General features: G+C 61.4%; 20 protein-coding genes. 16 read left to right on the top strand and 4 right to left on the bottom strand.

The genetic code is table 11. The features are described 5' to 3' along the window. Positions 1-127: 127 nt before the first annotated feature. Positions 128-445 (top strand): Rieske (2Fe-2S) protein, encoded by a 318-nt coding sequence (locus J3P84_RS04730; protein WP_434628259.1) that lies wholly within the window; start codon positions 128-130, stop codon positions 443-445. Here the strand turns inward: J3P84_RS04730 and sfsA are convergent. Then, a complete protein-coding gene (sfsA, locus tag J3P84_RS04725; protein ID WP_434628256.1) occupies positions 401-1159 on the bottom strand; it encodes a DNA/RNA nuclease SfsA in 759 nt (252 codons plus the stop codon). The two genes, J3P84_RS04730 and sfsA, sit on opposite strands and share 45 nt — an antisense overlap. Beyond that, the gene (locus J3P84_RS04720; RefSeq protein WP_434628253.1) at positions 1159-2331 is read right to left on the bottom strand and encodes a pyridoxal phosphate-dependent aminotransferase; all 1173 of its coding nucleotides are present in this window, start codon (positions 2329-2331) and stop codon (positions 1159-1161) included. The genes sfsA and J3P84_RS04720 overlap by 1 nt, the downstream gene beginning before the upstream one ends. 337 nt (positions 2332-2668) lie before the next feature. Between J3P84_RS04720 and dksA the strand changes: the two genes are divergently transcribed. The 15 genes from dksA to J3P84_RS04645 all read left to right on the top strand — a co-directional run bounded on the left by dksA (position 2669) and on the right by J3P84_RS04645 (position 22822). Further along, a complete protein-coding gene (gene dksA, locus J3P84_RS04715; protein WP_434628250.1) occupies positions 2669-3112 on the top strand; it encodes an RNA polymerase-binding protein DksA in 444 nt (147 codons plus the stop codon). Between the two features lie 227 nt (positions 3113-3339). Then, positions 3340-4221: a tRNA glutamyl-Q(34) synthetase GluQRS gene (gluQRS, locus tag J3P84_RS04710; protein ID WP_434628247.1), complete on the top strand. Its 882-nt coding sequence runs from the start codon at positions 3340-3342 to the stop codon at positions 4219-4221. A 78-nt stretch (positions 4222-4299) separates the two neighbouring features. Next, the gene (locus J3P84_RS04705) at positions 4300-4476 is read left to right on the top strand and encodes a hypothetical protein (protein WP_003176118.1); all 177 of its coding nucleotides are present in this window, start codon (positions 4300-4302) and stop codon (positions 4474-4476) included. Beyond that, positions 4460-7414: a sensor histidine kinase gene (locus J3P84_RS04700; protein ID WP_434628244.1), complete on the top strand. Its 2955-nt coding sequence runs from the start codon at positions 4460-4462 to the stop codon at positions 7412-7414. Before J3P84_RS04705 ends, J3P84_RS04700 begins: the two co-directional genes overlap by 17 nt. A gap of 22 nt (positions 7415-7436) precedes the next feature. Beyond that, the gene (locus tag J3P84_RS04695; RefSeq protein ID WP_434628241.1) at positions 7437-8873 is read left to right on the top strand and encodes a sigma-54-dependent transcriptional regulator; all 1437 of its coding nucleotides are present in this window, start codon (positions 7437-7439) and stop codon (positions 8871-8873) included. A gap of 714 nt (positions 8874-9587) precedes the next feature. Then, positions 9588-10985 (top strand): polynucleotide adenylyltransferase PcnB, encoded by a 1398-nt coding sequence (locus tag J3P84_RS04690; protein ID WP_434601856.1) that lies wholly within the window; start codon positions 9588-9590, stop codon positions 10983-10985. Positions 10986-10988: 3 nt separating this feature from the next. Continuing rightward, complete coding sequence (folK, locus tag J3P84_RS04685; protein ID WP_434628238.1) at positions 10989-11474, top strand: 2-amino-4-hydroxy-6-hydroxymethyldihydropteridine diphosphokinase; 486 nt, start codon at positions 10989-10991, stop codon at positions 11472-11474. Between the two features lie 327 nt (positions 11475-11801). Beyond that, the gene (panB, locus tag J3P84_RS04680) at positions 11802-12602 is read left to right on the top strand and encodes a 3-methyl-2-oxobutanoate hydroxymethyltransferase (RefSeq protein WP_434628235.1); all 801 of its coding nucleotides are present in this window, start codon (positions 11802-11804) and stop codon (positions 12600-12602) included. Then, entirely contained in the window at positions 12599-13459 is an 861-nt protein-coding gene (panC, locus tag J3P84_RS04675) for a pantoate--beta-alanine ligase (RefSeq protein ID WP_434628232.1), read from the top strand. Before panB ends, panC begins: the two co-directional genes overlap by 4 nt. Positions 13460-13673: 214 nt before the next feature. Beyond that, the gene (panD, locus tag J3P84_RS04670) at positions 13674-14054 is read left to right on the top strand and encodes an aspartate 1-decarboxylase (RefSeq protein WP_003228271.1); all 381 of its coding nucleotides are present in this window, start codon (positions 13674-13676) and stop codon (positions 14052-14054) included. Positions 14055-14397: 343 nt separating this feature from the next. Continuing rightward, positions 14398-16062: a glucose-6-phosphate isomerase gene (pgi, locus tag J3P84_RS04665; protein ID WP_305498770.1), complete on the top strand. Its 1665-nt coding sequence runs from the start codon at positions 14398-14400 to the stop codon at positions 16060-16062. A gap of 205 nt (positions 16063-16267) precedes the next feature. After that, positions 16268-18205, top strand: a complete 1938-nt coding sequence (gene acs / locus J3P84_RS04660; protein WP_434628228.1) for an acetate--CoA ligase — start codon at positions 16268-16270, stop codon at positions 18203-18205. 251 nt (positions 18206-18456) lie between these two features. After that, a complete protein-coding gene (locus J3P84_RS04655; protein WP_434628225.1) occupies positions 18457-19473 on the top strand; it encodes a class I SAM-dependent rRNA methyltransferase in 1017 nt (338 codons plus the stop codon). Positions 19474-19589: 116 nt separating this feature from the next. Then, positions 19590-22523, top strand: a complete 2934-nt coding sequence (locus J3P84_RS04650) for a DUF748 domain-containing protein (RefSeq protein WP_434628222.1) — start codon at positions 19590-19592, stop codon at positions 22521-22523. 2 nt (positions 22524-22525) lie between these two features. Beyond that, positions 22526-22822: a DUF2845 domain-containing protein gene (locus J3P84_RS04645; protein WP_434631157.1), complete on the top strand. Its 297-nt coding sequence runs from the start codon at positions 22526-22528 to the stop codon at positions 22820-22822. Between the two features lie 318 nt (positions 22823-23140). Here J3P84_RS04645 and J3P84_RS04640 read toward each other — a convergent pair whose 3' ends face one another. Then, a complete protein-coding gene (locus J3P84_RS04640) occupies positions 23141-23494 on the bottom strand; it encodes a BON domain-containing protein (protein ID WP_434628219.1) in 354 nt (117 codons plus the stop codon). Between the two features lie 344 nt (positions 23495-23838). After that, on the bottom strand, positions 23839-24261 hold the full coding sequence (locus tag J3P84_RS04635; RefSeq protein WP_434628216.1) for a pilin: 423 nt from the start codon (positions 24259-24261) through the stop codon (positions 23839-23841). Positions 24262-24383: the final 122 nt, after the last annotated feature.

Raw genomic sequence — 24383 nt, 5'->3', positions numbered from 1 at the left:
AGAAAAACGCGAGAACCTTGTGGGAGCGGGCTTGCTCGCGAAGGCGTTGTGCCAGGCAACATAAATGCAGGATGGACCGACGCTTTCGCGAGCAAGCCCGCTCCCACAGGGTTCATCGAGGACAGAAATGAAATTTCTTTGCAGCGCCGCTGAGTTACCGGACAACAACAGTCGCGGCTTCGACATCAAGGGGCGCAAGGTCCTGGCCGTGCGGCGAGCGGGCCAGGCCTACGTCTACCTCAACCGCTGCCCGCATCGCGGCGTGCCGCTGGAGTGGCAACCCGACCAGTTCCTCGACCCCAGCGCCAGCCTGATCCAGTGCGCGACCCATGGCGCGCTATTCCTGATTGAAAGCGGTGAATGCGTCGCCGGCCCTTGCGCCGGGCAGTTCCTGGCCGCGCTAGACAGCCGGGAGGATGATCAGGGCATCTGGGTCGACCTGTAGCGGTTCAAGCAATACCGGCAGCGGGCGATCCACCCATATCTGCTCCGGCGTCAAGGTGACCCCGTAGGCCAACACTTCCACCCCGGCGGCCACCGCCTCACGCAACGCCGCCGCGTACACCGGGTCGATTTCCTGCGCCGGGCGCACCGCGTCGATGCCACTCAGGTTTACGCAATACAGCTGCACCGCCCGTACGCCGTCGCGGGCCAGACAAGCCAGTTCCCGCAGATGTTTGGCGCCACGCAGCGTCACCGCATCGGGAAATGCCGCCACATTTGTTGCATCGAAACCCAGCGTGACACTTTTGACCTCGACCCAGGCCGAGGTCTGGTCGGCATAGTCGAGTCGAAAATCGATACGGCTGTTCTCCACGCCGTAGGCGACTTCTCGCTTCAGCCCGACAAAACCGTTCAGCTCCTTGATGACACCCGCGCGCAGCGCCTCTTCAACCAGGGGGTTGGCTCGCGCGGTGTTGATGCAGGCCAACCGGCCCTGAGGGGTTTCGCCTATTTCCCAGGTCCCTGGCAGCTTGCGCTTGGGGTCGCTGGAGCGGCTGAACCAGACACGCGCGCCCTCGGCCATGCAATTGAGCATCGAGCCGGTGTTCGGGCAGTGGATAGTGAGCAGTTCGCCGTCAACGGTCTCGATATCGGCGAGAAAACGCTTGTAACGTCGAATCAGCCGACCTTCTTCCAGTGCAGGAGAAAAACGCATCAGCCTCGCCAGCTCCGCAGCCCACGTTCGATTCGCGTCACCGCTTCCTGTAGCCGAGGCAGGCTTTGGGTGTAGGCAAAACGCACATGATGACCGGCCTGGTGCCGACCGAAATCCAGCCCCGGCGTGAACGCCACGTGTTCGGTTTCCAGGAAATGCTGGCAGAACGCAAAGGCATCGCCGCCAAACGCGTTGATATCGGCGTAAAGATAGAACGCACCTTCGGGCTCCACCGCGATGCCGAATCCCAACTCACGCAACGCCGGCAGCAGGAAGTCGCGACGCCGCGCGAACTCGGCACGACGCTGCTCGAAAATCTCGATGGTCGCGGGTTCGAAACAGGCCAGGGCCGCGTACTGGGCCATGCTCGGCGCACTGATGTAAAGATTCTGCGCAAGTTTCTCCAGCTCGCTGACCGCCGCCGAAGGAGCCACCAGCCAACCGAGCCGCCAACCGGTCATGCCGAAATACTTGGAAAAACTGTTTAGGACAAAAGCATCGTCGTCGACTTCCAGCACACTGGCGGCGTCGGTGCCGTAGGTCAGGCCGTGATAGATCTCATCGACGACCAAGTGGCCATTGTGGCCCTTGATTGCCCTGGACAACCCGGCCAACTCGTCCCGAGAGAGAATCGTCCCGGTCGGGTTGGCCGGCGATGCCACCAATGCCCCCACGCTGTCGTGGTCCCAATGGCGATCCACCAGGTCCGGGGTCAGTTGGTAACGCACGTCCGGCCCTACTGGCACCAATTGCGCCGCACCTTCGATCAGACGCAGGAAATGGCGGTTGCAGGGGTAGCCAGGATCGGCCAGCAACCAATGCTTGCCCGGGTCGACGAGCAGGGCACTGGTCAGCAACAAGGCACCAGACCCACCCGGCGTGACCAGGATGCGCCGCGGATCGATGTCAACGCCGTGGCGCTGCGCATAAAAGCCGGCGATGGCCTCGCGCAACTCGGGAATGCCGCGGGCTGCGGTGTAACGGGTCTTGCCGGCCGCCAGGGCGGCCTGGCCGGCCTGGATGATCGGCTCGGCGGTGGTGAAGTCCGGCTCGCCGATCTCCAGATGGATGACGTCGTGCCCGGCAGCCTGCAATTCGTTGGCGCGTGCCAGCAGCGCCATGACATGGAACGGTTCGATGGCACGGCTGCGTGCGCTGTAGGGCTGGGCCATTGGGGCCATCCTTCACGAAAAAAGAACCGATTCTACCCAACTCGGGCAGCGGTGCGGGAACGAGCGCGAATACCCGATGGTCCTACCGTAGATCGCTGGAAATGGTTCCGGCGATTGGCCCAGGCTTGACTAGAATCAAGCATTGAGCAGGATTGCATCCCCACCGAAGCGAACCCGGCCACGTTTTACAGGCCCCGGCCGCCGCAGGCTCGACAACCGGGAGTAGCGCGGCCCGATTTGATCTGGTAAGTTCGCCCGCTTGCAGCCGCAGGGCCGGCAGGTGTCGGTGATGGAGCAATCCTGCGTAGTGGATTACAAGAGTAGAGGCGGTCCATTCATGCCCACCCAAGCAAAGCAGAATCAAAATCAGTCGCTCAGCGGGTTTGAGCCGTATATCCCACAAGCGGGCGAAGAGTACATGGGCGCCCCGATGCGCGCGCACTTCACCAAGATCCTGAACAAGTGGAAACAGGACTTGATGCTGGAAGTCGACCGCACCGTGGACCATATGAAGGACGACGCTGCCAACTTCCCCGACCCGGCCGACCGTGCCAGCCAGGAAGAAGAGTTCGCCCTCGAACTGCGCGCCCGTGACCGGGAACGCAAGCTGATCAAGAAAATCGACAAGACGCTGCAACTGATCGAAGACGAAGAATACGGCTGGTGCGAGTCCTGCGGCGTCGAGATCGGCGTCAAGCGACTGGAAGCACGTCCAACCGCAGACATGTGCGTCGACTGCAAGACCCTGGCGGAAATCAAGGAAAAACAGGTCGGCAAGTAATCGCCGGGGCTGTAACCGAAACGGAGCGTTCATACGCTCCGTTTTTTATTTCCAATATTTCTCCAGGCTGATTATCCCTCTGTGGGAGCGAGCCTGCTCGCGAAAGCGGTGGGTCAGCCAGCCCTGACGTGACAGATACACAGTTTTCGCGAGCAGGCTCGCTCCCACAGGGGATATGTTTTGTTGTCGAGATTGCCTACCGCCCTGACCCCAATGATATTCGCCTTATGACTGCCTACATCGGACGCTTCGCCCCCACCCCCAGCGGCCACCTGCACTTCGGCTCGCTGGTCGCCGCCCTGGCGTCGTACCTCGATGCCCGGGCCGTCGGCGGGCGCTGGTTGTTGCGCATGGAAGACCTCGACCCACCGCGGGAAGAGCCCGGCGCGCAAGCGGCGATCCTGAATGCGCTGCAAACCTATGGTTTTGAATGGGATGGCGAAATGGTCCGCCAGAGCGACCGCCATGAAGCCTATCAACTGGTCATTGATCGCTTGTTCAGCCAAGGCCTTGCCTACGCCTGCACCTGTTCGCGCAAGCAACTGGAACCGTATCAGGGTATTTACCCAGGGCTATGCCGCAACGCCGGCCACGACACCGAGGACACCGCCATCCGCCTGCGTGTCCCCGAGCTTGAATATCATTTCACCGACCGGGTCCAGGGCGAATTTCGCCAGCATCTGGGCCGTGAGGCCGGTGATTTCGTAATCCGTCGTCGTGACGGGCTCTACGCCTATCAGCTGGCGGTGGTGCTGGACGACGCCTGGCAAGGCGTCACCGATATCGTCCGCGGCGCTGACCTGCTCGACTCCACGCCACGCCAGCTCTACCTGCAGGAACTCCTCGGGCTGCCACAACCGCGTTACCTGCATGTGCCGCTGATCACCCAGCCCGACGGGCACAAACTTGGCAAATCCTATCGTTCACCGCCGCTGACAGCGGACCAGGCTACACCGCTGCTGTTGCGGGCATTGCGCGCACTGGGCCAGCAACCGGGCCCGGAGCTCTGCGATGCCAGCCCCCGCGAACTGCTGGCCTGGGGCATTCGGCACTGGGATGCGACCAAGATCCCGCGCGTCCTCACCCTGCCCGAAGCGCAAATACCATGACGGCCCTTGCAGCCTGCCGCCTATCCGTTACCATCGCCGCACGTTTTCGGGCACGCGCATAAACAAAGAGAGGCCGGGATGTACATCTATCGCTTGGTCCTGCTTTTGGTAGTCGGGATCTACCTGTTCTCCCCGGCCATCATGGATTGGTGGATCGATGCCACGGGTGCCTGGTATCGGCCGTATCTGCTCTGGCTGATCCTGATCGTCGTGACCTTCATCCTGCAGAGCCAAAAAGATGCCGATGAGCTTTAGCCTGACCCAGATGATCCTGATCAGCGCCGCCTACCTGGCGGTGCTGTTCGGCGTGGCCTGGATCAGCGAACGAGGCATGATCCCCCGGGCGATCATCCGCCACCCGCTGACCTACACCTTGTCGCTGGGGGTCTACGCCAGCGCATGGGCGTTTTATGGCACGGTCGGGCTGGCCTATCAGTATGGCTATGGTTTCCTGTCCAGCTACCTTGGGGTGTCCGGGGCCTTCCTGCTGGCGCCGGTGTTGCTCTATCCAATCCTGAAGATCACCCGTACCTACCAATTGTCATCGCTGGCCGACCTGTTCGCCTTCCGCTTTCGCAGCACCTGGGCCGGCGCGCTGACCACGATCTTCATGCTGGTCGGCGTGTTACCGCTGCTGGCCCTGCAAATCCAGGCCGTGGCCGATTCCATCAGCATCCTGACCCGCGAACCGGTGCAACATCGAGTAGCGCTGAGCTTCTGCGCGCTGATCATTCTGTTCACGATTTTTTTCGGCTCCCGGCACATCGCCACCCGGGAAAAACACGAAGGCCTGGTATTCGCCATTGCCTTTGAATCGGTGATCAAGCTGATCGCCATCGGTGGCGTCGGCCTCTACGCGCTGTACGGCGTGTTCGATGGCCCGCAGCAGCTCGAGCTTTGGCTGTTGCAGAACCAGACCGCCCTCGCCGCCCTGCATACGCCGTTGCAGGAAGGCCCGTGGCGCACGCTGTTGCTGGTGTTCTTCGCCTCGGCAATCGTGATGCCGCACATGTACCACATGACCTTCACCGAAAACCTCAACCCGCGCTCACTGGTCAGCGCGAGCTGGGGCCTGCCGCTGTTCCTGCTGTTGATGAGCCTGGCGGTGCCACTGATTCTGTGGGCAGGCCTGAAACTTGGCGCCAGCACCAATCCGGAATACTTCACCCTCGGCATCGGCATTGCCGCCAACAGCAAGGCCCTGGCATTGCTGGCCTATATCGGCGGGCTGTCGGCGGCCAGCGGCCTGATCATCGTCACCACTTTGGCGTTGTCGGGCATGGCCCTCAATCATCTGGTCCTGCCGCTCTACCAGCCGCCGGCGGAAGGAAACATCTACCGCTGGTTGAAATGGACCCGCCGCGCGCTGATCGTTGCGATCATCATGGCCGGTTATGGTTTCTACCTGATGCTGGGCGACGGGCAGGACCTGGCCAACCTGGGCATCGTCGCGTTCGTCGCCACCCTGCAGTTCCTGCCCGGCGTGCTGTCGGTCCTGTATTGGCCAACCGCCAACCGCCGCGGCTTTATCGCCGGCCTGATGGCCGGGATCCTGGTCTGGCTGGTCGCCATGCTGTTGCCGCTGCTGGGCAACCTGCAGGGGTTCTACATCCCGCTGCTGAACATGATCTACGTGCTCGACGACACCAGCTGGCACATGGCAGCCATCGCCTCGCTGGCGGCGAACGTGCTGATGTTCACCCTGATCTCGCTGTTCACCAACGCCAGCAGTGAAGAAGCCAGCGCCGCCGAAGCCTGCGCCGTGGATAACGTGCGTCGCCCGCAACGCCGCGAACTGCACGCCGCCTCGCCCCAGGAATTCGCCACGCAACTGGCCAAGCCGCTGGGAGCCAAGGCCGCACAAAAGGAAGTCGAACAGGCCCTGCGCGATCTTTACCTGCCGTTCGATGAGCGTCGCCCGTACGCGTTGCGTCGCTTGCGCGACCGGATCGAAGCCAACCTGTCCGGCCTGATGGGCCCCAGCGTGGCCCAGGACATGGTCGAAACCTTCCTGCCTTATAAGGCGGGCGGCGAAAACTACGTGACCGAAGACATCCACTTCATTGAAAGCCGCCTCGAGGACTACCATTCGCGCCTCACTGGCCTCGCCGCCGAGCTGGATGCCTTGCGCCGCTACCACCGCCAGACCCTGCAGGAACTGCCGATGGGCGTCTGTTCGCTGGCCAAGGACCAGGAAATCCTCATGTGGAACAAGGCCATGGAAGAGCTGACCGGCATAGCCGCCCAGCGCGTGGTCGGCTCGCGCCTGAGTACCCTGGGCGAGCCGTGGAAAGGTTTGCTGCAAGGCTTCATCGACCTGCCGGACGAACACCTGCACAAACAGCACTTGGCTCTCGACGGCCAGACCCGGTGGCTGAACCTGCACAAGGCGGCGATCGACGAGCCGTTGGCGCCGGGCAACAGCGGCCTGGTGCTGCTGGTGGAAGACCTGACCGACACCCAGATGCTCGAAGACAAACTGGTCCACTCCGAGCGCCTGGCCAGCATCGGACGACTGGCCGCCGGCGTAGCCCACGAAATCGGCAACCCGATCACCGGCATCGCCTGCCTGGCGCAGAACCTGCGCGAGGAACGCGAGGACGACGGTGAACTGACGGAAATCAGCGGGCAGATTCTCGAACAGACCAAGCGCGTGTCGCGCATTGTCCAGTCCCTGATGAGTTTCGCCCACGCCGGCGGCCACCAGCACAACGACGAGCCGGTGTGCCTGGCCGAAGTCGCCCAGGACGCCATTGGCCTGCTGGCACTCAACCGGCGCAATTTCGAAGTGCAGTTCTTCAACCTGTGCGACCCCGATCATTGGGTCGATGGTGATCCCCAACGGCTCGCCCAGGTGCTGATCAACCTGCTTTCCAACGCGCGCGACGCCTCCCCGGCCGGCAGCGCGGTACGGGTCAAGAGCGAAGCCTTTGAACACACGGTCGACCTGATCGTCGAAGACGAAGGCAGCGGTATCCCACAGAACATCATGGATCGATTGTTCGAACCTTTCTTTACCACCAAGGATCCTGGCGAAGGCACCGGTCTGGGCCTCGCACTGGTCTATTCCATCGTTGAAGAGCATTATGGACAAATCACCATCGACAGCCCGGCCGATGTTCAGAGCCAACGCGGCACCCGTATCCGGGTGACCTTGCCGCGTCATGTCGAAGCGACGTCCGCTGTGAACTGAGACCGTCGAGAGAATCGAATCAATGCCGCACATTTTGATCGTCGAAGACGAAACAATTATCCGCTCCGCCTTGCGCCGCCTGCTGGAACGCAACCAGTACCAGGTCAGCGAAGCCGGTTCCGTGCAGGAAGCACAAGAGCGTTTCAGCATTCCAACGTTTGACCTGATCGTCAGTGACCTGCGCTTGCCTGGTGCCCCGGGGACCGAGTTGATCAAACTCGGCCAGGGCACGCCTGTGCTGATCATGACCAGTTATGCCAGCCTGCGCTCGGCGGTCGACTCCATGAAAATGGGTGCGGTCGACTACATTGCCAAGCCGTTCGACCACGACGAAATGCTTCAGGCCGTCGCTCGAATCCTGCGTGACCGACAAACGGCGAGCAGCCAGCCTTCGGAACCGACGAACGGCAAGGCCGCGGCTCCAGGCAAGGCGGGCGCCAGCAACAGCAACGGCGAAATCGGCATCATCGGCTCCTGCCCACCCATGCAGGACCTCTACAGCAAGATCCGCAAAGTGGCGCCGACCGATTCCAACGTCCTGATCCAGGGCGAGTCCGGCACCGGCAAGGAGCTGGTGGCCAGGGCGCTGCATAACCTGTCGCGCCGAGCCAAGGCGCCAATGATTTCGGTGAACTGTGCGGCCATCCCGGAAAGCCTGATCGAGTCCGAGCTGTTCGGCCATGAGAAAGGCGCCTTCACCGGTGCCAGCGCAGGGCGTGCCGGCCTAGTCGAAGCGGCGGACGGAGGCACGCTGTTTCTTGACGAAATCGGCGAGCTGCCCCTGGAAGCCCAAGCGCGGCTGTTGCGCGTCCTCCAGGAAGGCGAGATTCGTCGAGTCGGTTCGGTCCAGTCGCAAAAGGTCGATGTGCGCCTGATCGCCGCGACGCACCGCGACCTCAAGAGCCTGGCGAAAATCGGTCAGTTCCGTGAAGACCTGTATTACCGGCTGCACGTGATTGCCCTGAAGCTGCCGCCACTGCGCGAGCGCGGCGCGGACGTCAACGAGATTGCCAATGCCTTCCTCGCCCGCCAGAGCGCGCGGGTCAACCGCACCGACCTGAAGTTTGCCCCCGACGCCGAACAAGCCATTCGTCATTACGCCTGGCCGGGTAACGTCCGTGAGCTGGAAAACGCCGTGGAGCGCGCGGTGATCCTTTGCGAGAGCCCGGAAATTTCCGCCGACCTGCTGGGGATCGACATCGAATTGAGTGACCTGGACGATGAAGAATTCATCGGCCTGGCCCCTCAACAGGGCGGCGGCGCCAACAACACCAGCCACGAGCCCACCGAAGACCTGTCGCTGGAGGACTACTTCCAGCACTTCGTCCTGGAGCACCAGGACCACATGACCGAGACGGAACTGGCGCGCAAGCTGGGCGTGAGCCGCAAGTGCCTGTGGGAGCGCCGCCAGCGCCTGGGTATCCCACGACGCAAGACCGGCGTTGCCAGCGAGAGCTGAAACACGCAGGTAACACCGCAGGATGTGAAAAAACTGTTACCTCAGCTTTTTCACGTAACAGATGCCGGGGTTTACGGTAACGAAACCCCGGCTTTTTTTCGCCTCGAAAAAACCCCTATAACCGTAGAACCCCCGGTTTCGCTGGGCCTGCCAAAAGTTGGCACGCACCCTGCTATAGCTTTGGTACAAGAACAATAACAAGCAATGCACAAGACAATAAAAATAAGACGAATCGACTCACGCACAATAAAAACAAGACGGCGAGAGGCGCAGCTAACTGATTCTTTTGGAGAGGCGTTGTATTTGGGGCTTGCCCCACAACCAGGCCGAGAACAACAAAACTGTCTCAAGACAGGTGCCTGAACTGGTTGGATCGATTGATCACTGCAACACAGCGACCAAAGCAATCCGTTTGCTCTTGGCTCCCGATTGGGAGGGTCACGAAGGGAAATCTCGTGGCGCGGGCACTCAACAAAAACAAAAAGCCCGAAACCAATAATAAAAACAGAGCACGCAACTAATTCTGGGGGAGCTTCGGCTCCCCTTGTGGTTTCTGTCATTCCGCCTTCCCCGCAGCCTACAAGCTCGTCGCCTAAAGCTTGCAGCTCAAAACTCCTGTGTCCTACACCATCCCTCGACTAAATGCTAGAATCCCCGCCCATCATGCGGTCATTCCTCGTTTTTGGCCGAATATTCCTTCAAACAGTGCATCCCATGCTGAAGAAGCTGTTCCAGTCATTCCGTTCTCCCTTGCGTCGTACGCAACACATCCGCAGCACGCCTGAAGTGCTCAACAGCGGCCAGCATTCGTTGCAAAAGGCCCAATTCAGCCGTTACGCGGTGAACATCGTCGAACGCCTGCAGAACGCCGGCTACCAGGCTTACCTGGTCGGTGGTTGCGTGCGCGACATGCTGCTCAATATCACGCCCAAGGATTTCGACGTCGCCACCAGTGCCACGCCTGAGCAGATACGAGCCGAGTTCCGCAATGCGCGGATCATCGGGCGGCGCTTCAAGCTGGTGCACATCCACTTCGGCCGCGAAATCATCGAGGTCGCGACGTTCCGCGCCAACCACCCGCAAAACGACGAAGAAGAAGACAGCAACCAGTCTTCGCGCAACGAGAGCGGGCGCATCCTGCGCGATAACGTCTACGGCACATTGGAAGAAGACGCGCAGCGCCGCGACTTCACCATCAACGCGCTATATTACGACCCGGTCAGCGAACGCATCCTCGATTACGCCAACGGCGTTCACGATATCCGCAACCGACTTATCCGCCTGATTGGCGATCCCAGGCAGCGTTACCAGGAAGACCCGGTGCGGATGCTGCGGGCCGTGCGTTTCGCCGCCAAGCTGGATTTTGGCATTGAAAAGCACAGCGCCCTGCCGATTCGCGAACTGGCGCCGATGCTGAGGGAAATCCCGTCGGCGCGGCTGTTCGAAGAAGTGCTCAAGTTGTTCCTGTCGGGTCACGCCGCAGACACCTTCGAAATGCTCGTCGACCTTCAGCTGTTCGACCCGCTGTTCCCCGCCAGTGCCGAGGCGCTGGAATACAACCCGACCTACACCCACACCTTGATCAGCGAAGCGTTGATCAACACCGACCTGCGCATCAAGCAGAACAAACCGGTGACCCCGGCGTTCCTGTTCGCCGCCTTGCTCTGGCCCGCCCTGCCCGCCCGGGTCCTGCGTTTGCAGGAACGCGGCATGCCGCCGATTCCGGCGATGCAGGAAGCCGCCCATGAGCTGATCGCAGAGCAATGCCAGCGCATCGCCATTCCAAAACGCTTCACGATGCCGATCCGCGAGATCTGGGATATGCAAGAACGCCTGCCGCGGCGCAGCGGCAAACGCGCCGATCTGCTGCTGGACAACCCGCGTTTCCGCGCCGGTTACGACTTCCTGCTGCTGCGCGAAAGCGCCGGCGAACAGACCGATGGCCTGGGCGAATGGTGGACCGATTACCAGGACGCCAACGACAGCGAGCGCCGCGACATGATTCGCGAACTGAGCGGCAAGGATGACGGCGCCAGCGGCCCGCGCAAACGTCGCCGCAGCAGTGGCGCCAAGCGCAAACGTGCCGGTGCGCCAAGCGCCTCGGGCGAGTGATCGATGGAACGCATCTACATCGGCATGGGCAGCAACCTGGCCGAGCCCGCCGAACAATTGCGCAGCGCCGTCGAGGCGCTGGCGCGACTGCCCGAGACGCGATTGGCGGGCGTTTCAGCGTTCTATCAAAGCGACTCCCTGCTCCCCGGCCAGCCGCGCTATACCAATGCCGTTGCGGCGCTGGACAGCAATCTCGCGCCGCTGGACTTGCTCGATGCACTACAGGCCATCGAAACCGGCCAGGGTCGCGAGCGCCTCGAGCGCTGGGGCCCGCGCACCCTGGACCTGGATATTCTGTTGTTCGGTGATCACCTGATCGACGAGCCGCGCCTCAAAGTCCCTCATTACCATATGCACGCCCGAGCCTTTGTCCTGTATCCGCTGGCCGAGCTCGCGCCCGCCGACCTGCGCCTGGCCGATGGGCGCTTGCTCAAGGACCTCCTCGCGGCGTGCCCCTTCGTCGGCCTGGAACGCTTGCTCCCGAGCTGACACAAATCCCCTGTGGGAGCGAGCCTGCTCGCGAAAGCTTTGCGTTAGCCTCATTTGCCGGACTGGTAAACCGCCTTCGCGAGCAGGCTCGCTCCCACAAAAAACCCGCGACCAGGCAGTCAGTTTTTAAACACGCCTCCACGCTGAAACGCATCAGTAACCTCGGTAACACCCACCGGTAACACATCCAATTGACTTCCCGGTTGCTCCTCACGACTATAGGCGTCCCGTCGCCGCCAACGCGGCGCTAATGGGCGTAATCCAGGCCTTACAAGCACCACGCATAGAAGGTGCGCCTGTATTCGAGCGCCTAATGAGGACTTTTTCATGCCAGCTATTACCCTGACCACGCTGCAAGGTCTCAAGCAGAAAGGTGAAAAAATCACCATGCTGACCTGCTATGACGCAACCTTCGCCCATGCCTGCAACGAGGCCGGTGTCGAAGTGCTGCTGGTGGGCGATTCCCTCGGCATGGTGCTGCAAGGGCACGACAGCACGCTGCCGGTGACCACCGCCGAAATGGCCTACCATGTAGCCGCCGTCAAACGCGGTAACACCGACGCGCTGATCCTCGCCGACCTGCCGTTCATGGCCTACGCCACCCTCGAACAAACCATGACCAACAGCGCCATGCTCATGCAGGCCGGTGCCCACATGGTCAAGGTCGAAGGCGCGTTGTGGCTGGCCGACTCGATCCGCCTGCTGGCCGAGCGCGGTATCCCGGTGTGCGCACACCTGGGCCTGACGCCCCAGGCGGTGAATATCCTCGGTGGCTACAAGGTCCAGGGCCGCAACGAAAACCAGGCGCGGCAGATGCGTGCCGATGCGATTGCGCTGGAACAGGCCGGTGCCGCCATGTTGCTGCTCGAATGCGTACCCAGCGAGCTGGCGCAGGAAATCACTCAAGCGGTAAAAATCCCGGTGATCGGCATCGGCGCCGGTAACGCCACCGACGGCCAGGTACTGGTGCTCCACGACATGCTTGGGCTGTCGATTACCGGCCGCGTACCCAAGTTCGTGAAGAATTTCATGGCCGGGCAAACCACTATCCAGGCAGCCTTGTCCGCCTATGTCACTGAAGTGAAGGCGACGACCTTCCCTGGCGCCGAGCACGGATTTTCCGCATGAACACCGTCAAGACCGTACGCGAACTCCGCGCCGCCGTGGCCCGCGCCCGGGGCGAAGGCAAACGCATCGCCTTTGTCCCGACCATGGGCAACCTGCACAGCGGGCACATGGCGCTGGTGACCAAGGCGGCGCAGCGGGCCGATTTTGTCGTGGCGAGTATTTTCGTCAATCCGCTGCAATTCGGCGCTGGCGAAGACCTCGACAAATATCCGCGCACCCTCGCGGCCGACCAGGAGAAACTGCTCCAGGCCGGCTGCCATCTGCTGTTCGCGCCCAGCGTGGAGGAGATGTATCCCGATGGCATGGCCGGGCAGACCCGCGTCAGCGTCCCGCAGTTGTCCGAAGGCCTGTGTGGCGCCAGCCGTCCGGGGCATTTCGAAGGCGTGGCGACGGTGGTCAGCAAGCTCTTCAACATGGTCCAGCCGGATCTGGCGGTGTTCGGCCAGAAGGATTTCCAACAACTGGCGGTGATCCGCGCGCTGGTGCATGACCTGAACATGCCGATCCAGATCATCGGCGAGCCGACCGTGCGCGCCGATGACGGCCTGGCGCTGTCTTCGCGCAACGGTTTTCTCAGCCCCGAGCAACGCGCCGTGGCGCCCGTGGTCTACCGTGCCCTGAGCCAGATCGCCGAAGCGATCAGGCAGGGGCGACGGGACTTCCCGGCGCTGATTGGCGAACAGCTCAAACAGCTCGAATCCGCCGGCCTGCGTCCCGATTACCTGGAAATCCGTGACGCCAGGACCTTGCGCCCAGCTGTGAGCGAGGATCGCGACCTGGTGATTCTGGTTGCCGCCTTCCTGGGCACCACGCGCCTGATCGACAACCTGCATCTGGAACTCGACACGCCCGCCTGAACACCTCAGCGCTCCTGTGGGAGCGGGCTTGCTCGCGAAAACGGCAGGTCAGTTGGCGCAAGCGTCGACTGATACATCGCCTTCGCGAGCAGGCTCGCTCCCACAGGAGTATGGGGTGCCTGACAGACTGTATTTGCAGATCCCACGCGTATTGCCGCCCCCCAAGCCTTCGGGCAAACTGCCCGCCGTTTGGACCCGACCAGAGGAAACACTCATGCACGCCATCATGCTCAAGGCCAAGCTGCACCGCGCCGAAGTCACTCACGCCGTGCTCGACTACGAAGGCTCCTGCGCCATTGACGGTGAGTGGCTGGACCTGTCGGGCATCCGCGAATACGAACAGATCCAGATCTACAACGTCGACAACGGCGAGCGCTTCACCACCTACGCCATCCGTGGCGAAGAAGGCTCGCGGATGATCTCGGTCAACGGCGCTGCGGCGCACAAGGCCAAGGTCGGAGACCGCGTCATCATCTGCGCCTATGCCCATTACAGCGAAGCCGAACTGCTCAACTTCAAGCCGCGCATGCTCTACATGGCGCCGGGCAACGAACTGAGCCACACCAGCAACGCCATTCCGGTCCAGGTGGCCTGACCGAATCCAACGGCTCCCACGCCCCTCTTCTGTGGGAGCGAGCCTGCTCGCGAAGGCGGTGTGTCAGTCACTCTCAATGTATCGGCCAGAGCGCTTTCGCGAGCAGGCTCGCTCCCACAGGTGGAATCTGCGTTCCGCCTGTCGGACCCGATCACCCGTTGTTGTATAAAAAAGTACCGGGAAACTGTCAGACAAAGTCAAGACAGATCGCAACGCGAGGTTTACTGTAGTCGCCCTGTGTCCGGCGATCGTGTCGACGCAGTTGTCCGGACGCCCTTCTCGGGCCGCGCCGGAATTTTTCAGTGTTAAAAAGGCCGTTCAAAGTAAAAGGAAACCCGCAGCGATGGCGTATTACCGAACTCCTCATGACGTGACCGCTCTGCCCGCCTGGCAAGCGCTGAATGACCACCGCAAAGCCATGCAGGATTTCAGCATGCGCGAAGCGTTCAATGCCGATCCGCAGCGTTTCAATCAATTCACCCTGTCGAGCTGCGGCCTGTTTCTCGACTATTCGAAGAACCTGATCAACGCCCAGACCCGCGACCTGTTGGTAAACCTGGCCAACGAAGTCGACCTCAAGGGCGCGATCGAGGCGCTGTTCGAAGGCGAAATCGTCAACGCCTCGGAGAACCGCCCGGCCCTGCACACCGCGCTGCGTCGCCCGGTCGGCGACAAATTGCTGGTCAATGGCGTCAACGTGATGCCCGATGTGCACAAAGTGCTGAACCAGATTACCGATCTGGTCGGTCGCATTCACGATGGCCTGTGGCGCGGCTACACCGAAAAACCGATCACCGACGTGGTGAACATCGGCATCGGTGGCTCCTTCCTCGGCCCGCAGCTGGTGTCCGAAGCGCTGTTGTCCTACACGCATAAAGGCGTGCGCTGTCACTACCTGGCGAACATCGACGGCAGTGAGTTCCACGAGCTGGCCCAGAAGCTGCGCGCCGAGACCACGTTGTTCATTGTCTCGTCGAAATCCTTCAATACCCTCGAGACCCTGAAGAATGCCGAGGCCGCTCGTGCCTGGTACCTGGCACAAGGTGGCTCGGAAGCGGAGCTCTATCGCCACTTCATCGCGGTATCGAGCAACAACGCCGCCGCGGTGGCCTTCGGCATCCGCGAAGAAAACATCTTCCCGATGTGGGACTGGGTCGGCGGCCGTTACTCGCTGTGGTCGGCCATCGGTCTGCCGATCGCCCTGGCCATCGGCATGTCGAACTTCAAGGAGCTGTTGTCCGGCGCCTATTCCATGGACCAGCATTTCCAGAGCGCGCCGTTCGACCAGAACATGCCGGTGCTGCTGGCGCTGCTTGGCGTGTGGTACGGCAATTTCTGGGGTGCGCAAAGCCATGCGATCCTGCCGTACGACCACTATCTGCGCAACATCACCAAGCATCTCCAGCAACTGGACATGGAATCCAACGGCAAGAGCGTCCGCCAGGATGGCACGCCGGTGTCCACCGATACGGGGCCAGTGATCTGGGGTGGCGTCGGCGCCAACGGTCAGCACGCCTACCATCAATTGCTGCACCAGGGCACCCAACTGATCCCGGCCGATTTCATCGTGCCGATCGTCAGCTTCAACCCGGTTGCCGACCATCATCAGTGGCTGTACGCCAACTGCCTGTCCCAGAGCCAGGCGCTGATGCTCGGCAAGACTCGCAGCGAGGCCGAGGCCGAGTTGCGCGATAAAGGCGCCAGTGAAGAAGAAGTGCAGAAGCTCGCCCCCCACAAGGTGATCCCGGGCAACCGCCCGAGCAACACCCTGGTGGTCGAACGCATCAGCCCGCGCCGCCTCGGTGCACTGGTTGCGCTGTACGAGCACAAGGTATTCGTGCAAAGCGTGGTCTGGGGCATCAATGCCTTCGACCAATGGGGCGTGGAGCTGGGCAAGGAACTGGGCAAAGGCGTCTACAACCGTCTGGTGGGCAGCGAAGAAAGCCCGGCCGAAGATGCTTCGACCCAGGGCCTGATCAGCTACTTCCGCGGACGTCATCGCGGCTGATCGTCCCCCGCTCCTACAGCTCACCGCTGATCCCTGTGGGAGCGAGCTTGCTCGCGATAGCGGTCTAACAGACAACTCCTTTGTTGGATGTTAAATCGTTATCGCGAGCAAGCTCGCTCCCACATTGGCTCCATGTACGACTTGAACTCGATTTTTACTCGGCGCATCTTTATGTCTTGTCGCAAAACAAGAATAAGGAACCGTCATGTTCGATATCAGCCAGTACCCCCACGCCGATGCCGTCCGCCGGGCTGCGCAATTGAGTCAGGACGAGTACAAGCGGCTCTATAAAGAATCCATTGAACACCCCAGCGCCTTCTGGGCCGAGCAGGCCACGCGTTTTCTTGACTGGATGACGCCCTGGCAGACCGTCCAGCGCTACGACTTGAAGAGCGGCGAAGCGAGCTGGTTCGCCGGTGGCAAGCTGAACGTCAGCGCCAACTGCATCGACCGTCACCTGGACACGCGCGGCGACCAGATCGCGATCATCTGGGAAGGCGACAATCCCGCCGAATCGGCACAGATCACCTACAAGAAACTTCACCATCATGTGTGCCGCCTGGCCAACGTGCTGAAAAGCCGTGGCGTGAAAAAAGGCGATCGGGTCTGCATCTACATGCCGATGATCCCGGAAGCGGCCTACGCCATGCTCGCCTGCACCCGCATCGGCGCGGTGCATTCGGTGGTGTTCGGCGGGTTCTCCCCGGATTCGCTGCGCGACCGGATTCTCGATGCCGATTGCCGCACCGTCATTACCGCCGACGAAGGCGTGCGCGGCGGGCGATTCATACCGCTCAAGCGCAACGTCGACAAGGCGCTGGAAAGCTGCCCGGACGTCAGCACCGTGCTGGTGGTGGAGCGCACCCAGGGCGAGGTGGAGTGGGTCGAAGGGCGCGACGTCTGGTACCACCAGGCCATGCACGACATGAGCGACGACTGCCCCCCCGAACCGATGGACGCCGAGGACCCGCTGTTCATCCTCTACACCTCCGGCAGCACCGGCAAACCCAAGGGCGTGCTGCACACCACCGGCGGCTATCTGTTGCAGGCGGCAATAACCTTCAAGTACGTGCTGGATTACCGCGACAACGAAGTGTTCTGGTGCACCGCCGATGTCGGCTGGGTCACCGGCCATAGCTATATCGTCTACGGGCCACTGGCGAACGGCGCCACCACGCTGATCTTCGAGGGCGTGCCAAGCCATCCGAGCAGTTCGCGGTTCTGGCAGGTGATCGACAAACATCAGGTCAACATCTTCTACACCGCGCCGACCGCCCTGCGCGCGCTGATGCGCGAGGGCGCCGGTCCGTTGCAGGACACTTCGCGCAAGAGCCTGCGCTTGCTCGGAAGTGTTGGTGAGCCGATCAACCCGGAAGCGTGGGAATGGTATTTCAACGTCGTAGGCGAACAACGCTGCCCGATTGTCGATACCTGGTGGCAGACCGAAACCGGCGGCATCATGCTCAGCCCGCTGGTAAGCGCGCCACGGCTCAAGCCGGGCTGCGCCACCCGGCCGATGTTCGGCGTGCAGCCGGTGCTGCTGGATGAAGTCGGCAAGGAGATCAGCGGCGCGGGCAGCGGCGTACTGGCGATAAAATCCAGTTGGCCGGGGCAGATTCGCAGCGTCTACGGCGACCACCAGCGAATGGTCGACACCTACTTCAAGCCTTACCCCGGGTACTACTTCACCGGCGACGGCGCCCGTCGCGACGAAGATGGCGACTATTGGATCACCGGGCGTATCGACGATGTGATCAATGTGTCGGGACACCGTATCGGCACCGCCGAGGTAGAGAGTGCGCTGGTGTTGCACGACAACATTGCCGAGGCAGCAGTCGTGGGTTATCCCCATGACTTGAAGGGCCAGGGCATATACGCCTTTGTCACGCCGATGAACGGGGTCGAAGCCAACGACGAGTTGAAGAAGGAGTTGCTGGCCCATGTCAGCAAGGAAATCGGCAGTTTTGCCAAGCCGGAGCTGATCCAGTGGGCGCCGGCCCTGCCAAAGACCCGCTCGGGGAAGATCATGCGGCGGATCCTGCGCAAGATCGCCTGCAACGAGCTCGACAGCCTGGGCGACACCTCGACCCTGGCTGATCCGAGCGTGGTGGAGGGCCTGATCGACACGCGCCTGAACCGCTGAGACAGGCGCCCCAATATCCTGAAGCACCCATTTCTTGTGGCGAGGGGATTTATCCCCGTTGGGCTGCACAGCAGCCCTGAAACCTGACCATTCGGAGTGTCGGTCAGACCTCGCGCTCTCTATGGGGACTGCTGCGCAGTCCAGCGGGGATAAATCCCCTCGCCACAGATGATCGGTGCCAGTCTGAACAGTGGGTCTCTAACCTATAACTGCTAAACTCCCGCGCCTCATTTCCTTAAGGCGCGCCCGGCATGTCTTCCTTGAATCTGGCGCTGCGCGCCGCCCTCGACCAGCGTCAGGACCTGCTTGGCCAACTGCATCAGCAGGGCACCGATTGCTATCGCCTGTTCCACGGCAGCCAGGAAGGCGCTCCCGGCCTGACGGTCGACCGCTACGGCCCGCAGCTGCTGGTGCAGAGTTTTCATCAATCACTGGAGCGCGAGGCCCTGTTGCAACTGCACGGCATCGTCAATCAACACTTGGGCCTGGATACCCTGCTGGTCTACAACGACCGCGCCCGGGGCAACTCGCGCATCGACCGCCAGGACAGCATCTATCAGCCTGACGAGGCTGCCTTGCAAGACCTGGTTGGCCATGAGTGGGGGTTGAATTACCGGGTTCGCGGACGTCACGCCGGGCAGGATCCGTTGCTGTTTCTCGATCTGCGCAACGCCCGGGGCTGGGTCAAGGACCACAGCCGGAACAAAAGCGTGCTGAACCTGTTCGCCTATACCTGCGGCGTCGGCCTGAGCGCCGCGGCGGGCGGAGCGCGCGAGGTGTGCAACCTGGACTTCGCCGAGGGCAACCTGGCGGTGGGCCGCGAGAACGGCCTGCTCAATCCCGACCTGCCGACGATGGAATTCGTCCAGTCGGATTATTTCCCGGCGATTCGCCAACTCGCCGGCCTGCCGATCAGTCAACGCCGCGGACAGAAACTGCCCGCTTACGTGCGTCTGGAGCAACGCCAATATGACCTGGTGCTGCTCGACCCGCCGGCCTGGGCCAAGAGCGCTTTCGGCACAGTCGACCTGCTGCGCGATTACCAAAGCCTGCTTAAGCCGGCACTGCTCACCACCGCCGAAAATGGCGTGCTGATCTGCTGCAACAACCTGGCGAAGGTGTCCATGGACGACTGGCGCGAGCAGGTATTGCGCTGCGCGGAAAAAGCCGGCCGCCCGGTTCGCGAGTGGAGCGTGCTGACACCTGGCAGCGATTTTCCCTCGCAGGATCAACAGCCGCCGCTCAAGACGTTGGTCCTCCAGCTCTGAGCCCCCATGAATTCCCACGAATAAAACGGACAATTCTCATAAAACACAGTGGCTTCGGAACCGTAATCACATGCCATACTCCAAGGCACTCCGATTCACACCAGATGAAGCCACACATGCCCAAAGGATTGATTCGCGCTTTCGGCGCCCTGTTGACCGCACTGGCCCTCTACAGTCTGTTGGGTTTTCTGATACTGCCGGGCATTGCCCTGCGGATCGCCAATCAGCAACTGGCCGCCCATGCGACGGTGCCGGCCCAGATCCAGCGCATCGAGCTCAATCCTTTCAGCCTTGAAGTGACCTTGTGGGGACTGGTGGTCGGCGAACCTGGCAAGGAACAGGTCGGTTTCGAACGGCTCTATGCCAACCTGCAACTCGACAGTCTGTGGTCCGGCGCCCTGCACCTGGCCGACGTCGAGCTGGACAAGCCCAGGACCGAGATCGCGTTCGCCAAGGACGGCCAGCTGAATCTGCTGGGCCTGTTCAAGCTGCCGCCCAGCGAACCGACTCCGGCGGATCCCGACGCCAAGCCCTTTCCCTTGCGAGTCGAGCGGATCAAACTGGCCAGCGGCTACGTGCACTTCCAGGACCTGCGCCCCAGCGAACCCATCGAGTTCCTGTATGACACCCTCGACTTCGAGCTGAAGAACCTCAGCACCCTGCCCGACGACAGCGCCGACATGACCCTGGTGGCCGTCGGTCCCGAGGGTGGGCAGATCGACTGGACCGGTAACTTCAGCCTCGCGCCGATCGCCTCCGAGGGCACGCTCAAGGTGACCGGGGGCCAGATGAAAGCCTGGTGGCCCTACGTGCGAGACGCAGTGCCGCTCGTTCTGGAAAACGGCGTGCTGAACCTCAGCACCGAGTACAAGCTCAACCTCGCCAAGGGCACGGAGCTGCTGCTCAACAACGCGTCGGTCAGCGTCGCGCCCTTCGCCATCAAGGCGCCCGACGGCCGTCCGCTGGCAAGGCTGGAGCGCCTGGAGGTCAGCGAAACCTCGCTGGACCTGGGCAAGCAGCAGGTCATCGTGGGCAAGATCCGCAGCCACAAACTCGAGACCTGGGCCGCTCGGGAAGCCGACGGGCAGTTGGACTGGCAGAAGCTCTTCGCCAGCCAGGCAGCCAAACCCAAGGTCAAGGCCGAACCGGCCTCGGCCCCGGCAGCCGCCGACTCGCCCAAGCCTGAGCCGACAACACCGAGCAAGCCTTGGCAGGTGATGCTGAAGGACGTGCAACTGCGCGATTACCAGATACACCTGGCCGACCGCCAGGCGCAGCCGGCCGTGGCCCTGGACCTCGGCCCGCTGAATCTCGACCTGCAGAACTACGACACACTCAACGGCTCGCCCTTCAAACTCAAGCTGGACACCGGGCTGGGCAAACAAGGCAAGCTGCTCGCCGATGGCGAGGTCAATCTGAACCCGGTTACCGCGAAGCTCAACGTCAAGACCCAGGACATCGACCTGCGGGTCGCCCAGGCCTACATCAACCCGTTCATCCGCCTGGAGCTACGCTCCGGGATGCTCGGCAGCGATCTGGCGGTAGACCTGAAAAGTACCGAACCGCTGGCGTTCGCCGTGACCGGCCGCGCCCAGGTCGATCAGTTGCATACCCTCGACACACTCAAGACCCGTGACTTCCTCAAATGGCAGCGCCTGGAACTCCAAGGCCTCAATTACCAGCATGGCGACAGCCTGTCGATCGACAAGGTCAACCTGTTCCAGCCCTATGCACGCTTCATGATCAACGACGATCGCACCACTAACGTCGACGACCTGCTGATTCCACAACCTGCCGACGCCCCGGCCAGAAACACCGCGGCCAAACCGGCACCCAAGGAAAAACCGCTGGGGATTCATGTCGGCGGAATCGCCATCAACGACGGTTCGGCCAATTTCGCCGACTTCAGCCTGACGCCGAACTTCGCCACAGCCGTCCAGCAGCTCAACGGCGAGATCGGCACCATCGACAGCCGCCAGGCCAAGCCCGCCACCGTCGATGTGAAAGGCAAGGTCGATCGCTACGCGCCTGTCACGATCAAGGGCGCGGTCAACCCTTTCGACCCGATGGCCAGCCTCGATATCGCCACCAGTTTCAAACGGGTCGAGCTGACCACCCTGACGCCGTACTCCGGCAAGTTCGCCGGCTATCGCATCCGCAAGGGCCGGCTCAATCTCGACCTGCATTACCGGATCACCAAGGGCCAGCTCCAGGCCGACAACAAAGTCGTGGTCGAACAGTTGCAACTAGGGGAAAAGGTCGACAGCCCGGACGCCGTGAGCCTGCCGCTCAAGCTCGCCGTCGCCCTGCTGAAAGATTCCGAGGGCAGGATCTCCATCGAGCTGCCGGTTTCCGGCAACCTCAACGACCCGCAGTTCAGCGTCATGCCGATTGTCTGGCAAACCTTGCGCAACCTGGTGGTCCGCGCGGCACAAGCGCCGTTCAAGCTGATCGGCGGGCTGGTGGCCGGCGGCGGCTCGGAAGACCTGGGCAGCGTGGCGTTCGCACCGGGCTCCAGTGACCTCAGCAAGGAAAACGAAAATGCTCTGCTCAAGTTGTCCGAAGCCCTGGGCAAACGGCCAGAGCTGAAGCTGGAGATCGAAGGCACCGCCGCCGAAAGCAGCGACGGCCCGCTGCTCGCCGCCCAGCGCTTGGAACGCGAATACCAGTACAACTACTACAAGATGCTGCAGCGCAGGGGCGACAAGGTCCCGGCGAAAGCTTCGTTGCTGGAAGTACCGGAAGACGAAAAAGCCCCGCTGCTTGAAGGCATCTATCGCACCCGCCTGAAGACTCAACCACCGGCCGAATGGACGCAACTGGATAAACAGGCCCGCATCGAAAAACTCCGTGAAGGGGTCATCAAGTTCTGGAGCGGCAGTGATCTGCTGTTGCGCGAACTGGGACAGGAACGGGCCAGCAGCATCAAGGACTTCCTGGTGGACAAGGGCAAGCTGGCCGATGACCGCGTGTACTTCATCGACGCCAGCCTCGGTCAGGCCGAAAGCGACGGTAGCGTCATTACTCCTATGCATCTGGATGCCGAATGAAAATGAAGTGTCTGTCTGGAATCGGCCTGGTCCTGCTGCTTGCGAGCGGCCATGCATCAGCCGCCGAGACCCTGCGCTGCGGCAGCCAATTGATCAGCGTCGGTGATCGCTCCAGCGAGGTGCTGCAGAAGTGTGGCGAGCCCACGGCGCGCGATGACCTGGGCTACCAACGCAGCGCCAATCGCCGGAATGAGTACCCGGTGGAGGAATGGACCTACGGGCCCAACAACGGCATGTACCAATACTTGCGCTTCGTGGGGAATCGGCTGGTGGAGATCACCAGCAAGCGTGGGCGGTGAACGTGCCTCTGTGACGGGCATTTCCCATGCATAGCGCCGACGCCTTCGCGAGCAGGCTCGCTCCCACATTTGACTGCATTTCTGCCTGAAGAAACTCGGTCCAGTGTGGGAGCGAGCCTGCTCGCGAAAAGAACAACCCGGTTTCCAGGCCGTACACCAGGTTTTTCCTCCCCAGAATAGAACAGGCCCCCGGCACGAATGCCGGGGGCCTGTAATGGCCACGTCCCTGTGGCCTTTCGCATGAACTCCAAAGCAACGGCATACGTATATCTCAGCCCGCGTGCCGTGCCTTCTCCCGTTCAGGCGAGAAGCCTAGCCTTACTCGGCTTTCAGGCCGTCAGCCGATACGGCTTTGACGCCTTTGATTTTCTTGGTGATTGCCACAGCGGTGTCTTTTTGAGCGTCAGTGACTTTGGTCATAGAAGACAGGGACACAACGCCCTTGTTGGTTTCAACCTTGATGTCGGAGCCTGGAATGCCTTTCTCGGTGACCAGGTCAGCTTTGACCTTGGTGGTGATCCAGGTGTCGGAAACGTCTTCCTTAGCCTCTGTCACTTCGCCAGCAGCCAGCATCATCGGTGCCTGAGTCGCTTGAGTGGTTTCGGCAAATGCGTTAGCCATGGTCAGGGTCAGTGCAGTGGCAGCAGCGGCAGTGATAGCGAACTTCTTCATACGAGTAACTCCTGTTTTTCTCAGAAACTGCCGAAAGTGCATCGCGGCAGGTTGTCAGGAGTAGTGCGAAGGCTGTGCCAGTTTTGAAACAAAAGGTATTTCTCTATAAATCAAATAGTTAAGCGAAGCGGCTGTTTTCAGAATCATGCAAATTGCATGACCGGGGATTTTGGTACATGCAACTTGCGGGTTTAAGCCGTTCGCTAACGTTATGAATTAACAAGATTTTCCGTAGCGAGGGAGCTTGCTCCCGCTGGGCTTCGTAGCAGCCCTTTATGTAAGCCAGACGGCGCAAGCAATCTTGCGCCATGGTGACGGACTTGAGCCTCAGGTGAATGAGGTATTTACGGGGCAGCCGCGACTGTACAACCGCCCGCTGGCAAGAACTCTTCAGCAACATTAGAAGCACAGGTCCAGGCCCCCGTCCCGGCACGACTGAGAGTGATCGTTTTACCAACAATGGAAGAAGGCGCTTCCTTGATGGTGCAAGTGACGGTGGCGGTCCCGGCAGCAGCATCACCTGCGACAGCCATTGTGCAATTATTGCTTGATGCCGGTACGCCCGTGTTGGCAGCGGTTGGCGTTGTACCTTTATTCAGAAGGTCTTCAACCGGCACCTTCAACGAAGAAGCCTCCGCCAGCCCTACCGTCACCTTCGCCCGCGCCTGATACTTTGAATATTGCGGCAACGCAAACGTCGCCAAAATACCAATGATCGCCACCACGATCAGCAGCTCGATCAGCGTAAAACCCTTTTGCTTGTTCATAGACATCTCCCATGCATGAGTCGGAATCTCATGACCTGAAACGGCCGTTGCAGGGCACATGCCAACCCTGGAAAGCCCAGCCACCCAAGGCCTTCCCCGCCGCAAACGACCAACGTCCTACC

Source organism: Pseudomonas sp. Z1-29 (assembly GCF_051131995.1).
In the GTDB taxonomy this organism is placed as follows: Bacteria; Pseudomonadota; Gammaproteobacteria; order Pseudomonadales; family Pseudomonadaceae; genus Aquipseudomonas.
The sequence above is the reverse complement of the archived record's forward strand: the minus strand, read 5'-3'. Positions and strand labels throughout refer to the sequence as shown.

Excerpts from the sequence above, each read along its gene's own strand:
- J3P84_RS04705 (WP_003176118.1), top strand. The coding sequence starts at position 4,300 with ATGTACATCTATCGCTTGGTCCTGCTTTTGGTAGTCGGGATCTACCTG.
- gluQRS (WP_434628247.1), top strand. The coding sequence starts at position 3,340 with ATGACTGCCTACATCGGACGCTTCGCCCCCACCCCCAGCGGCCACCTG.
- J3P84_RS04640 (WP_434628219.1), bottom strand. The coding sequence starts at position 23,494 with ATGAAGAAGTTCGCTATCACTGCCGCTGCTGCCACTGCACTGACCCTG.
- J3P84_RS04650 (WP_434628222.1), top strand. The coding sequence starts at position 19,590 with ATGCCCAAAGGATTGATTCGCGCTTTCGGCGCCCTGTTGACCGCACTG.
- J3P84_RS04690 (WP_434601856.1), top strand. The coding sequence starts at position 9,588 with ATGCTGAAGAAGCTGTTCCAGTCATTCCGTTCTCCCTTGCGTCGTACG.
- panD (WP_003228271.1), top strand. The coding sequence starts at position 13,674 with ATGCACGCCATCATGCTCAAGGCCAAGCTGCACCGCGCCGAAGTCACT.
- panB (WP_434628235.1), top strand. The coding sequence starts at position 11,802 with ATGCCAGCTATTACCCTGACCACGCTGCAAGGTCTCAAGCAGAAAGGT.
- pgi (WP_305498770.1), top strand. The coding sequence starts at position 14,398 with ATGGCGTATTACCGAACTCCTCATGACGTGACCGCTCTGCCCGCCTGG.
- J3P84_RS04700 (WP_434628244.1), top strand. The coding sequence starts at position 4,460 with ATGCCGATGAGCTTTAGCCTGACCCAGATGATCCTGATCAGCGCCGCC.
- dksA (WP_434628250.1), top strand. The coding sequence starts at position 2,669 with ATGCCCACCCAAGCAAAGCAGAATCAAAATCAGTCGCTCAGCGGGTTT.
- acs (WP_434628228.1), top strand. The coding sequence starts at position 16,268 with ATGTTCGATATCAGCCAGTACCCCCACGCCGATGCCGTCCGCCGGGCT.
- folK (WP_434628238.1), top strand. The coding sequence starts at position 10,989 with ATGGAACGCATCTACATCGGCATGGGCAGCAACCTGGCCGAGCCCGCC.
- J3P84_RS04645 (WP_434631157.1), top strand. The coding sequence starts at position 22,526 with ATGAAGTGTCTGTCTGGAATCGGCCTGGTCCTGCTGCTTGCGAGCGGC.
- J3P84_RS04730 (WP_434628259.1), top strand. The coding sequence starts at position 128 with ATGAAATTTCTTTGCAGCGCCGCTGAGTTACCGGACAACAACAGTCGC.
- J3P84_RS04720 (WP_434628253.1), bottom strand. The coding sequence starts at position 2,331 with ATGGCCCAGCCCTACAGCGCACGCAGCCGTGCCATCGAACCGTTCCAT.
- J3P84_RS04655 (WP_434628225.1), top strand. The coding sequence starts at position 18,457 with ATGTCTTCCTTGAATCTGGCGCTGCGCGCCGCCCTCGACCAGCGTCAG.
- J3P84_RS04695 (WP_434628241.1), top strand. The coding sequence starts at position 7,437 with ATGCCGCACATTTTGATCGTCGAAGACGAAACAATTATCCGCTCCGCC.
- panC (WP_434628232.1), top strand. The coding sequence starts at position 12,599 with ATGAACACCGTCAAGACCGTACGCGAACTCCGCGCCGCCGTGGCCCGC.
- sfsA (WP_434628256.1), bottom strand. The coding sequence starts at position 1,159 with ATGCGTTTTTCTCCTGCACTGGAAGAAGGTCGGCTGATTCGACGTTAC.
- J3P84_RS04635 (WP_434628216.1), bottom strand. The coding sequence starts at position 24,261 with ATGAACAAGCAAAAGGGTTTTACGCTGATCGAGCTGCTGATCGTGGTG.